The organism is Candidatus Zixiibacteriota bacterium, assembly GCA_017999435.1.
Lineage (GTDB): Bacteria > Zixibacteria > MSB-5A5 > GN15 > FEB-12 > JAGNLV01.
In genome coordinates, this window is sequence record JAGNLV010000001.1 from 212,996 (window position 1) to 225,552 (window position 12,557).

At 64.9% G+C, this 12,557-nt stretch carries 11 protein-coding genes; all 11 read right to left on the minus strand.

The genetic code is table 11. From position 1 onward, the window contains the following. Positions 1-20: 20 nt before the first annotated feature. Entirely contained in the window at positions 21-1,007 is a 987-nt protein-coding gene (gene amrS / locus KA261_00930; protein MBP7696349.1) for an AmmeMemoRadiSam system radical SAM enzyme, read from the minus strand. After that, positions 1,007-2,599, minus strand: coding sequence for an HAD-IIIA family hydrolase (locus KA261_00935; protein MBP7696350.1), 1,593 nt, complete (start codon positions 2,597-2,599; stop codon positions 1,007-1,009). The genes amrS and KA261_00935 overlap by 1 nt, the downstream gene beginning before the upstream one ends. Before the next feature lies 1 nt (position 2,600). Next, a complete protein-coding gene (locus KA261_00940) occupies positions 2,601-3,374 on the minus strand; it encodes an undecaprenyl-diphosphate phosphatase (protein ID MBP7696351.1) in 774 nt (257 codons plus the stop codon). A gap of 41 nt (positions 3,375-3,415) precedes the next feature. Further along, the gene (locus KA261_00945) at positions 3,416-4,066 is read right to left on the minus strand and encodes a hypothetical protein (GenBank protein MBP7696352.1); all 651 of its coding nucleotides are present in this window, start codon (positions 4,064-4,066) and stop codon (positions 3,416-3,418) included. A 201-nt stretch (positions 4,067-4,267) separates the two neighbouring features. After that, complete coding sequence (locus KA261_00950) at positions 4,268-5,383, minus strand: exonuclease SbcCD subunit D (GenBank protein MBP7696353.1); 1,116 nt, start codon at positions 5,381-5,383, stop codon at positions 4,268-4,270. Between the two features lie 159 nt (positions 5,384-5,542). Then, positions 5,543-6,973 (minus strand): sigma-54-dependent Fis family transcriptional regulator, encoded by a 1,431-nt coding sequence (locus KA261_00955; protein MBP7696354.1) that lies wholly within the window; start codon positions 6,971-6,973, stop codon positions 5,543-5,545. Positions 6,974-7,180: 207 nt separating this feature from the next. Next, on the minus strand, positions 7,181-8,026 hold the full coding sequence (locus KA261_00960) for a hypothetical protein (GenBank protein MBP7696355.1): 846 nt from the start codon (positions 8,024-8,026) through the stop codon (positions 7,181-7,183). A 23-nt stretch (positions 8,027-8,049) separates the two neighbouring features. Next, entirely contained in the window at positions 8,050-9,312 is a 1,263-nt protein-coding gene (locus tag KA261_00965) for a fibronectin type III domain-containing protein (protein ID MBP7696356.1), read from the minus strand. A 64-nt stretch (positions 9,313-9,376) separates the two neighbouring features. Then, a complete protein-coding gene (locus KA261_00970; protein ID MBP7696357.1) occupies positions 9,377-10,090 on the minus strand; it encodes a PEGA domain-containing protein in 714 nt (237 codons plus the stop codon). Positions 10,091-10,255: 165 nt separating this feature from the next. Continuing rightward, positions 10,256-11,110, minus strand: coding sequence for a sugar transferase (locus KA261_00975; GenBank protein ID MBP7696358.1), 855 nt, complete (start codon positions 11,108-11,110; stop codon positions 10,256-10,258). A gap of 442 nt (positions 11,111-11,552) precedes the next feature. Further along, positions 11,553-12,497: a PorV/PorQ family protein gene (locus KA261_00980; GenBank protein MBP7696359.1), complete on the minus strand. Its 945-nt coding sequence runs from the start codon at positions 12,495-12,497 to the stop codon at positions 11,553-11,555. Between the last annotated feature and the right edge of the window lie 60 nt (positions 12,498-12,557).

Here is a 12,557-nt window from a genome sequence, read left to right on the forward strand (position 1 = left end):
GGCACTTCGGACAACCGTCATTATCGGACAATCCCCGCCTCAAAACCGCACGATGAACACCGGCTCCCGTCCATACCGATGATCTCCGTCCGATATCCCCGGCGCTCCACCAGACTTTTCCCGCAGCCCCGGCAGAGCGTGTCCCCTCCCCCCGGGACACTCACATTTCCGAGATAGACGTACCACAGCCGCTCCTGTGCAATTTCCCGCGCCCGCACCAGCGTCCCCGCCGGCGTCGCCGGCAGCCGCATTTTGTACTCGGGCCGATAGGCGGAAAAATGCAGGGGTATCCGCTCCGACACCGAGGCCACAAACGCGGTCAGCTTTCGGATATCCTCCTCGCAGTCGTTCAGCGTCGGAATCACCAGGTTGGTGACCTCGACATGCACCCCCGCCTCGGCCGAGCGCCGGATCGTGTGGAGCACCGGTTCGACCCGCCCCTTGCAGACCGTTCGATAGAACGACGGCGCCATCCCCTTCAGATCGACATTCATTGCGTCCACCAGCGGAATGAGTTCCTCCAGCGGCGCCGCCTCGATGTAGCCGTTGGTCACCAGCACGACTGCGAGGCCAGCCTGTCGGAGGATGGGCGCCACGTCCCGAATGTACTCGAACCACATGAGCGGTTCCGTGTAGGTGAACGCCACCCCGAATGCGCCGTAGCGGCGGGCCGCCGCGGCGAGACTCTCCGGCGACACGAATTTCGTCTCCGCCCGCTCCTGTGAAATCGCCCAGTTCTGGCAATGCCGGCACCCCAGGTTGCAGCTGTTCGGCCCGGTCGAGAGGATGTCGGTCCCCGGATGAAAATGGTAGAGTGGTTTTTTCTCGATGGGATCGAGCGCGAGCGTGACCGCCTCGCCGTAGTTGTCCACCAGCAGCTCGCCGTCGCGCATGAAGCGGCTTCCGCACACGCCCCGCCGACCCTCGCGGAACCGGCAGCGCACCGGGCAGAGCGTGCACACGATCCCGCCGCCGGGAAGCGCCTCGCTGTATGCGGCCGCCCTGATCACGCGCAATCACCGTCCATCACAAGCTTTACGGCGGCCGCGAGATCTTCCGCAACTGCGATCCCCGCGGCGCCGGCCGCCGCTCGGATTTTCGCCTCTTCCGCCGCCCCGTGCCCGGTCCGCACCAGCACCCCGCGCCCGCCCATCACCCGCGCCAGGTTCACATCGTCCGCTTTGTCCCCGATCACCGACGACCGCCGCAGATCGATCCCCAGTTCCCGGGCCGCCTGTTCCGCCATCCCCGCCGCGGGTTTGCGGCACCCGCACGCGGCCGCATACTCCCGCACGGCGCCGTCTTCGTAGTGAGGGCAGTAGTACATCCCGTCCGCCCGTACGCCGGCCCGGGCGAGCAGGTCGCGGAGGCGCGCGTTGACCCGCTCCACCGCCTCGATCGCAAACAGCCCGCGCGCCACCCCGGACTGATTGGAGAGGATCACGATCCGGTACCCCCGTGCCTGCGCCGCCCGCAAACTCTCCGCGGCCCCCGGGACCAGTTCCACCCCGGCGGGATCGCCGAGGTACTCCTTGTCGGCCATCACCGTTCCGTCGCGATCGGCCAGGATGGCCGGGCGCTCCGCCTGCCGCCGCGCGATCAGATCCGCGACCGCTTCGGCCGCCGCCTCGGGCGAAATCCGCGTGAGGCAGTAGGGCTCCTCGCGAAAGCACGCTTTTTCGCCGTGAAGGGAGCACGGGCGGCAGTATTCCTCGACTTCGAGCACCCGGTCACAGAGTCCGCGCGGCGCGAAGCCGAGGGCTGGGTGGGTCGGTCCGAAGACGACGGCTGCCGGCGTCCCGACCGCCGATGAGAGATGGGCGATCCCCGAATCATTGGCCAGCGTCGCCGTGCACCGGCGCAGGACCGCGGCGATCTCGCCGATCGGCCGGTCCACTAGCTCCACGCAGTGCTCGGGCGCGACCGCGGGCGGTTTCGGTCCTTTCCCCTGTTCCGCGGAGGTGGCGATCCAGACAATTCCGGCCCCGTACGTGCGGTGGAGCTCGGCCGCCGCCGCCGCAAATCGCTCCACCGGCCACTGCTTCGGGCGGTGGGCGGCGCCCGGCGCTGCCGCCACGCACACCTGGTGCCGCCCGAGGAACTCGCGCACCGAAGGCGGCAGGTCCGCGTCCGGCACCGGCGGGGGAAGGAGCGGGCGCCGCGCCGGGGTTTTCCCCCCGATTGCCCGAACCGCCTGGTTGTACAGGTCGATCGTGTGCGGACCGGGCGCCAGACGGTTCCGCCCCCGCAGCAACCGCCGTCGCGCGAGCCGCCGCTTCGGATACACGGTCGCGTGCGGCGCCGTCACCATCTTGCGCGTCAGCCATGATCGGAAATTGCCGTGCAGGTCCGCGACGGCGTCAAACCCCCGGCGGTCCAATTCGAGCGCCAGCCGCACCAGCTCCCGCCCGTCCCCTCCCTCCGGCAGACACACGACCTCATCCACGCCGTCGAAAGCAGCCGCCAGGCCCCCGAACCGTTCTTTCGTGAAAAATGTCAGGCGGCTGCCCGGAAAACTGATTTTGAGGTTCAGCACGGCCGCCGACGTGAGGATGACGTCACCCAGCGACCCGAACCGGATGACCAGGATCTTCTCCATGTCAGAGGAAAATATAGAGGCCGAGCGCCCCGGCCGCAAAGCAGTAGTAGGCGAAGTAGTCGAGTTTTCCGCGGCGGATTACAGCCAGCAGGAACGACACCGCCGCCCACCCGAAAACGAACGAGGTGACGGTCGCCGCCGCGTACGGCCCGAGCAGGGCGGCGCTCACATCGGACAGCTCTCCCACCTTCAGGACGATTGCGCCGGCAATAGCCGGGATCGAGAGGAGAAAGGAGAACTCGGCGGCCGCCGCGGGACTGACGCCGCGAAAGATCCCCGCCGCAATCGTTGTGCCCGAGCGCGAAATGCCCGGGAAAATCGCCACCGCCTGCCCGACCCCCATGATCAGCGCGTTTCCCGCCGCCACCGGCTTCTTGCCGCGAAGGAAGTACCGGGTGATCAGCAGGATGACCCCGGTGATGATCAGCTCGATCGAGGTCTCGATCGGGTTGCCGAATGTGCGCTCGAAAAAATCCTCCAGCAGCACGCCGGCCAGACCTGCCGGAATTGTGCCGATAATCAGGTACAGGATCATCTTTCGTTCCGAGCCCATGGTCCGGTCGAACACCGCCCGCCCCAAGGCCCACAGGCGCCGCCGGTAGTAGATAGTCACCGCCACCAGTGTCCCCAGGTGGACCAGCACCTCGAACGCCACCCCGGGCTGCTTGACGCCCAGAATTTCCTCCGCCAGCACGAGGTGCCCAGAGGATGACACCGGGAGAAACTCGGTCAGACCCTGGATCAGACCGAGAATGAGTGCATCGAGATAGGTCACGTGAGTTCCGGCGTGGAGTTCCCGGGGCCTCGCCCCGCGCTCTACATGATGAGGAACTCCAGTCCGAGGAACACGCCGTCGTTCCCGTCGATTTGGAACTCGCCGTAGGCGTTGAGAGTCGGCGTGATTTCAAGCATGGCGCCGCCGTTCAGGCCGAACTCCAGCTCGGAATTGTCTCCCCCGCGAACATCGGTGCCGAAACTCTCCACCCGCAGATTGAGGCGGCCGTAGGGCGACAGCTTCATCCCGTTGTTCAGCGCGAAGGGATAGGACCCGATCGCGTAACCGCCGAACATCCACAGGCTCTCGTCGACGTCGTCAAGATAATCCGGCGGGAAATACTCAATCATGCCCCCGAACGCCAGGTCCATGGGATTCGGCGACTGCGGCCCCACCGACCAGAACTGGTAGGTCACATCCGCCCCGATCTGGAGCACCGCGTCCATTCCGGCATCGTCGCGCAATCCCAGCTTGAACCGCCCTTCGAGGTAGTCGGCGAACCCGTAGCGGACCATTCCGAAGGCGGTGGTGGCGTCGGCCAGCCCGACCCCGCCGGCAAATGAGGCTCGTCCCGCCCCGATCCCCCGGGCCGTGGCCAGAGTCCCGAACCCGCTCCCTTGCGCTGAAATCGCCATCGCCTCTCCGGCCGCAAGGAGGGCCGCCAGAAGGGCCGCTGCCAGTACTTTCTTCATCGCACTATCCTTCCTTAGTAGCTCCGACGTGTGGTCATGTTCGTCTTGTCAGATTCACCGCCGCTCGAACCGCAGCGGCCTCGCCGGAGGGTATCGCCGCCCGGCGCGAGAGTCAACCAAAATCCCCGCCATTCTTATACGGGCATTTCTGCGGCGCGGCCCGGATTTTCTCCCGCCTCCTCCCGGAGTCGCGCCGGCCTCCTACTCCTCCTCCGCCAGGTACGCCAACCCCATCTCCCTGAGCCGATCCCGATCAAAACCGCGAATCTCGGTGCTCTCCAGAAACCGCAGAAACTCCTGGTCGAGCCGTCCGATCGCCGCCCGCCCGAACGCCTCCCCGGCGCCCTCTGCTTTCGCCTTTTGGAACGTCAGATCCAGCGCCCATGATTGCTGCTTCAGCTCCATCAGCACGTCGCTCGGCATCGTCTTGAGCGTCTCCTCCGTCACCCCTTCGACGCGCACCCGGATGATCTTGTCCTCGGCCCCGGCCGCGGTGACCTGCGCCCGGATCATCTCGGCCAGTTGATCCCCCCGTTTTCCCGTGGCGTCGATCGGCGGGATATCCACCATCGGCCGGGCGTGCACGCGGTGGAACCGCACCTCGAACGGATCGAGCACGACTTCCAGAAACCCCTTCTCCGCCTCCCGTTCCGCCTGCGACAACCGCTCCGTCGATCCGCAGTACCACGCCCGTTTGCCCACCTCGCAGTTGTTGTGGTAGTGGCCGAGCGCGATATAGTCGAACCCTTCGAGTTTCCCGACCTCAATCTCCTGCTCGCCGAGATCCGCCATCGCGAACTCCGGCATCCCCGCCACGACTCCGTGGCCGACAAACACGTTGTACCGCGCGGACGCCTCCGGCCGGCACTGCGCGAGTTCCTCCTGAAGGATCGGCCCGGTCAGGCAGTGCGGGAGCGCGTGCACCGCGGCCTCCCCGATCCGGAACACCTCCCTCCGCCCCGCCGACGCGATGTACAGGTTGTCGATCTGCCGGTATACGTCGATCGGCGCTCCGACGTGCGGCTGTTTGGGCGCATCGTGGTTCCCGCTGATCAGGACCGTGGGAATCCCCGCCTCTTCCGCCAGCCGGTGCAGGAGCTCCCCCGCCGCCGCCATGACCCTGTTCAGCGGTCGCACCGCGTCGAACAAGTCGCCGGCGTGAATACACACATCCGGGCGCAGCGCGATCACCTTGTCCACCGCCTCGGCGAAGGCGGCGATGATGTCCTCCTGGCGGAGCGTCAACCCGCTGGCCCCCCGGCGCGGGTGGTTGGCTCCCGCCCCGAGGTGGCTGTCTCCCAGATGGCATATCCTCATGCCGGGAATATACGCCAGGAGCGGCTGACGGGCAACTGCGCCCTCTGGCGGCGCCGACGGCCGCTCGGCGGAAGCGCCCGGGCTCCCGTCCAAAGAAAACCGGCTGCCTGGACCGGGGGCCGAGCAGCCGGATGCAATCGCTTTGGCCGCGTGCGGGGTTTAGTAAATTCCGTACCTCGAGATCCGGTCCCGCAGCGTGTTACGCGAGATCCCCAGGGCCTCGGAGGTTTTCACCTGGTTCCCCTCGAATTCCTTGAGGCACGAGGCGATCACCGCCCGCTCGAACGCCGATTCGAGGAAATGGAAGACCTGGCCGGGATTATTGTTGATCAGCTTAGGCATCACCGGTTCGATGATCCGCCGGAAGGTTTCGGTGTAGTCTTCCTGAAGGTCGTTGAGGTTGACTTCCACGCGCCCGGTGCTCTCGCTGAAGATCGGGAAATCTTCGCACTCGAGCTCGTCCCCCTTGGCGATCACCAGCGCCGTCTGGATGTTGTTCTCCAGTTCCCGCACGTTCCCCGGCCAGTGGTGCTTCACGAGCATCTGCATCGCCCGTTTCGACACCGGTTTGGGGGGCCGGTGCAGCTGCTTGGAGAACTTTCTGATGAAGTGGTCGAGCAGCACCGGCACGTCCGAGCGCCGGTCGCGCAGCGGCGGCAGATAGATCGAGAATACTTTCAACCGGTAGAAGAGATCGACCCGGAACGACCCCTCTTTCATCGCCTGGACGAGCGACTTGTTTGTCGCCGCAATGATGCGCACGTCGGCTTCGATCGTCTCGTTGCCGCCCACCCGCTCGAACCGCTTCTCCTGCAGGACGCGCAGGAGTTTCGACTGGGTGAGCATCGACATGTCCCCGATCTCGTCGAGGAAGAGCGTCCCCTTGGCGCACTGTTCGAATTTCCCGATGCGCTTGAAGTAGGCCCCGGTGAAGGCCCCCTTCTCGTGCCCGAACAGCTCGGACTCCAGGAGGGTCTCGTGCAGCGCGGCGCAGTTGACCGAGAGGAAATCGTTGTGGCGGCGGTTGGAGTTCCGGTGAATAGCCTGCGCCACGAGTTCCTTGCCCGTGCCCGACTCCCCGAATATCAGCACCGCCGCGTCGGTTTTCGCCACCTGCCCGATCAGCTTGGCGATCTCGACAATCTCCGGCGACTGTCCGACGATTTCCCCCTGCATGGCGTCGACCGCGCTCTCCGGCGCCGCCGCCGGCGGGCGTTTCCCCGGCGCCGAGTAGCCGCACGCTTTGGTCACCGTGTCGATCAGCTTTTCGATCTGGAACGGCTTGGTCAGATACTCGAACGCCCCCTCCCGCATCGCTTCAATCGCATTCTCCGTCGATACGAACCCGGAGATCACGATCACGGGGAGCTGGTCCCGCACCTGCTTGATCTGCTTGAGCACCTCGAGACCCGACATGGACGGGAGGTTGACGTCGAGCATCACCACGTCGATGTCGTCGTGGCGGGTCACGAATTGGGGCACCTCCGTCCCGTCCTCGAGAAACCGAAAACGGAATTTGTCGCTGTCGAACAGGTTGGCCAGCGACTGGGAGAGTTCTTTATCGTCGTCGACCAGAAGTATGTTTTTCATTGGCGCTATCACCGTTCTACGAGACACTCGTATTATCGGCCGTCCGGCTGATTCTTGAAGGTGGAAAAGCGGCGCGGCACAGGCAAAAACCGGCCCCCGGAGCGGGCGCAGCGGACCCGGGCGCGGCCCGGCCAGCAGCAGTTTCGAAATGCAACAGCGCCTGTTTCCGAGGGGAGAACGGGGGAAGAAAAGCGGGACCGGGAGAAACTACTCTTCCTGATCCACGAGCATTCGGACCGACAGCCCCATCCAGAAGAATCCGGCCACCGCCTCCGCGAAAAGCCCGGCGACCAGCAGGTAGTAGACCAGTTCCGGCCGGAAGCGGTCCACCAGGGTGTCGGGTGAACTGACGATGTTCGACAGGAGGATCGGCCCCGCCAGCACCAGCCCGGCCATGACCACCGATGTCACCGGGTTGCGCAGGAACACCCGCACCGTCCGCCGCAGGCCGTCGATGATATTCTCGCCGTACACCGCGATCGCCGGCACGAGGTAGAAGAACAGCCCGGCAACGCACACGTAGGCCGCCGGCAGCCCCACCCAGCGGAACGCCGACTGCCGCCGTGGCGAATACTCCAAAAGCGGGTGGAGCACCTTGGCCAGGCCGACATTGACCGCCAGGATGACGCCGTTCATAATGACCAGGGCGAGCACCAGGTGGATCCACAACCGGGCCACCGTGCGGAACCTGAAGCGGTCCTCTTCGTCCACCTGAACGAAACGCTCGTAGAACAGCACGGCCGCGCTCCCGAAAATGACGCCCTCGAACAGAATGCTGATGATCAGCTTGGCCCAGTCAAAGAAAAACGGCAGCAGCAGGTAGTGCCCCCGGTAGTGCGTGAACCCGGTCGCCCGCTGCGGGTCGATCAGCGTGGTCCACGCCGTCACCGCCGAATAGAACAGAGGCGAGGTGAAGCGGTGGAGCGCCAGGAGGAAAAACCAGGCCACGGCGAAATACACCAGCAGGAACAGCCAGATCCGGCCGCGCCCGATCTGCCGGAACACGTCCAGGATCAGCCCGATGAGCCGGTTGATGCCGTCGACAATTCCCATCGCCTGTGCCACCCTGCCGGCCGCTATTGCGGTCGGGCCGAAACGACGAGCGAACGCGCCGCCAGGCCGGACCGATCGACCGTGTCCACCCGGTAGTAGTACGTCGTTCCCGGGGTCAGCCCGGTGTCGTCGTAAGTCGTGGTCGCCTGAGCCGTGATCGTGGTGAGCAGCGTCGCCTCGTTCCCAACTCCGGAGGAGGTCGACCGGTAGACCCGGTAGGCCGCGAAAATCGAGCTCAACGAGGACGTCCAACTGAGCGCCACCGTGGTCGGCCCGGTCGCCAGCGCGGTCGCCGTCACCGGCGCCGGCGGCGTATACACCGTGAGAAAGCGCGGCGCCGCCGCCTGGCGGCGGTTCCCCGCGGCATCCGTAAACGTCCCGGTCACCAGGCCGGCCGCCAGCGTGAACCCCGCCGGCACCGTCCACCGCCCATGGTACCGGCCGTCGCCCGCGGCGTCGTCCCCGCCCGTGCCGTCATCGGCCAACGTGACGGTTCCCGCCCCGGCGAACGAGACGGCCGCCGCACCCCCGCGCTCCCCGGCTGCCGCCAGGCCGAACGTGACCACGTCCCCCAGCCCGAAATATCCGTCAGCCCCGGGATCTCCGAAATAGACCGAGTCGATCTCGGCCTGGGTGTCCAGCGTGATCGAGTCGACCAGGGCGGCCGCGGTCACCAGCCCGTCCTCAAACTGCAGCTTGGCGTACACGCGCTTCACCCCGTCGCCGGTTGACAGCGTGAACGCCGCCGCCGTCCCGAAAAGCGGGGTAAAGGCCGCGTCCGTCAGACCGGGCGCCTCCGACATCATGATGTGGGTGGCGAAACCGGCGGGCGCGTTGACCCGCACCTGCACGGTCCGGTTCGAGGTGTACTCGCTCCCGTCGTTGATCGCAATCGACAGGTGCTGCACGCTCGCCGCGAACGGCTCCGAGCGCGGCCCCTCGTACCCGGTCGAGCGCACCGCGGCCACCCGGAACAGGTACCACTGGCTCGCCGGGAGATTGGTGATGGTGTCCGTGGTCGCCGTCGTCGAATCCCGCAGCAGGTAGCTGCCGCCGGCGGTATCGGTCGCGTCCGTGGCGTAAATGCGGTAGCGGACAATCCCCCGCGGGTTGTCCACCCGCCAGGTGAGAATCACCGCCCCGTCGAGCATGGCCGCCGAGGTGATCCGGGGCGTCGCCATCCCTCCCGGATCGGCCACGCCGGGATCGGTCGAGTCGAGATACCGTTCACAGCCGGCCGCGCCGAGCACGGCCAGCACAATCAGAAGCCCGATAAATCTTGCCACGTTCAGGTGTACCCCTCGCTGTTGATGTTGAGCCGGGTCGGGCGCCATGCCTCGCTCCGCCTCGCTAGAACCGGCCGGACAGCGTGACGCCGTAGCCGTCGCTTACCCGCCCCGGCGCCACCGCCACCCCTTTGATCGAAAACGTCCCCTGTTCCGAGGGGAAAAAGAGCACCGCGTCGAGCAGGCTGAGCGCCCACACGCCGATCGCCGCGCCAATCGTCGCCCGCCGCACATTCTCCGCATCGACGGCTTTCTCATGGGCGGTCTTCACGGAGTTGAACATCGCCTGCTGGACCTCGGCGGGCGCGTCTTTCGGCAGCGCCAGGTACTTCCGCTTCTCCTCGTTGTAGACCCCGTGCCGGTAGTCGAATTCGTCGTCGGCCAACAGAAAGGCTGCGCCGGAGGCCAAAGCCATCCCGAAAGACACTCCCGCTTTGAGATCTTTGTCGGCATACCGCTGCCCCCACCCGGGAATGACGAGCGAGCGCACCGCGCCCTTGAATCGCGTCTTCCGCGACAGATTGACATCGACCGCCACCTGCTTCGTCGGGTCGAGCACCAGCCGGCTCGAATAGGTCTCCCAACCCGGCCGCTCGACTTTCAACCGGTAGTCCCCGATAAGCAGTTGGCGGAAGTGGACGGGTGCGACACCGCTTGCCTGGATCTCTCCCCGGAGCGTCACCAGACAGCCCGGCGGGTCTGTCCTGACGATGACTCCCGGATCGCTGTCCGCCTGCGCCGCGACCGGGACGGGCGCGAGCGCCGCCGCCAGTATCAATGCCAGAATCCCTTTCAGCCTTCCGCTCCTTCTTCCCTGGTGAACGGGTTACTCTGATTATCGGGAAAATAGTGCGTCGTTTGAGCCGGCACAAGATATAACACAAACGGCCGTGGAACACGGCCGTTTGACAGGTCTCTCAGGCTCGGTGGTCACAGGGGGCGCCTAATTAGCACCCCGGCCCGTCACCACCACCACCACCGTACGTAGCAGAATCTTGATTTCCAGCCAGATCGACCAGTTCTCGATATAGGCCAGGTCGTAGCTGACCTTCTTCACCACCGAGGCGAGGTCGGTGTCGTACCCGCATTCGACCTGCGCCAGTCCGGTCAACCCCGGCTTTACCTGCAGCCGGTCGCAGTAGTTGTCGATTTTCGAGGAGAGTTCGGCCACAAACGTGGGACGCTCCGGGCGCGGCCCGACCAGCGACATATCCCCCATGAGGACGTTGAGGAGCTGCGGGATTTCATCCAACCGCGTCTTGCGCATGAACTGCCCCAGGCGCGTGATCCGGGGATCTCCCTTGCTCGCCCACACCGGGCCGCTGAGCTGCTCGGCGTTGGCGACCATCGTCCGGAACTTGACTACCTGGAACGGCTTGCCTTTCAGATCCTGGCGCCGGCGGTTGCGCTGCCGCTGCTCGGTGTCAATTTCCGAGCGCTGGTGATAGCGCCGGTCGCGGCGGCGGCGGTTGACCCCGATCCGCGTCTGAGTGTAGAAAATCGGACCAGGTGAGTCCAACTTGATGAGGATCGGCACAATCAGGAAGATCGGCAGGGAGAGCGTCAGGCCGATTATGGCACCCACTATGTCCAGCGTGCGCTTCACGCCTCGATTGACCATCGCCTTCACCTTAGCCGGCTTCGTCAACGCCGCCGGAAACGCCATGACGAAAAGCATCGAGCAGGCCACGAACAACAGGCCGTGGAGGTACTCGCACGCGAAATATTTAACCTGCTCAACCAGACCAAGATACGGCGTCGCTACCGCGTGGTCCAGAGAAACGTCGACGCTCGACACCGATCCGTACGCGAATTCCCGGCGCGCTACTGCTCCGGCGCTCTCATTTGTTATATGATGGTGATTAGGTATGGAACTACTCATATTCTTCGTTAGAGCCCGGCGTTTTCGTACGCCCTGCTGTTTACCGCAACATGGTTAGATCTGCTCTCAGCAAAACTATTGCCAACTTCCTATACATCGCCCCGCGTCGCGCCGATTCACCGCCGACTATTTGCAATCCATTATTACCCAATGAGTAACGGCCGTTTCGCCGTAAAGAATTCTGCGATTTCATTACCCCCGAACCGACCGTGCCCCTGCCGCATCGCGTCATGTGCTGACAGTATCCACATATTATTTGCAATTGGTTGCACTCCCCCTGCAGCAGCTCCGCCGAGGACAAAAAAAGAGCCGGCCCTCTGGCCAGCTCCAACTCGATCACTCCAAATGACTTCAGCCGCTAGTCGCCGAACCGGAACTCCAGGGAAAACCGATGCAAATCCTCCGAAGTGTAATGCTCCTGAACGGTGTAGGCGTAATCGATCCCCAAGCGACTGAATTGCACGCCCGCTCCAAGACTCATCCCCGAGCCGAACGACCGATCCTCGGCCCCTGGGTAGTAGTTGTACCCGGCGCGCACAAAATACTGGTCCCGGTAGCCGTACTCCAGCCCCTGACGGAAGACCCAGTCTCCGTAGAAGGGTTTCTCCATCTCGGCCGCCGCCAGCACCTGGCGGTCAAAGAGCGCCACGGCCGCCCCGACGCGCGCCGACGACGGCAAGTGTTCGCTGACATTTTCAAACGACATGTCCGGACCGACATTCGCCAGCACCGCCGCCAGCGTCACCTTGTCGAAGCGGTAGGCCCCGCCGATGTCCGCGGCGAAGCTCGAGGCGCTCAAGTCATCAAGCTTCTGGTTGACGAACTTCCCCGTCAGCCCCAGCGACACGGCGGGCGACAGGTCGTAGGAGTACGAGACCGCTCCGAACCAATCATAGGCGGTCACGTCCCCCGTGGCCAATCCGTTGATGTCGCGGCCGTCGATCGTCCCGTAGTTGAGGAATCCGATGGAGGCCGCCAGAGAGGACTTCTCGTTGATTGTATGGGCGACCGCCCCCTGTTCGACGGTGACATCCTGATACCAGGCGAAATGGGAGAGGACGGCTTCCCCCGACGTCACCGTCCACAGATTCGCCGGGTTCCAGTACGCCGCCTGCGCCCCTGAGGACACCGCCGTGAACGCCCCGCCCATCCCGGCCGACCGGGCTCCGAAGCCGATCCTGAGGAAATCCGCAGCGGTCTGTCCGCCGTTGGGCGCCGCCACCGTCACCTTGCCGATCAGCGCCGCCAGGATCAGCAGGAGAATCCACCCGACGATGATTCGATTTAGTGTCCGCTTGTCCATTTCCCAGCCTCTTGAGTGTTTCTGATGTTCCATAGGAAGTGAGGCAAGGGAAATGCCGAA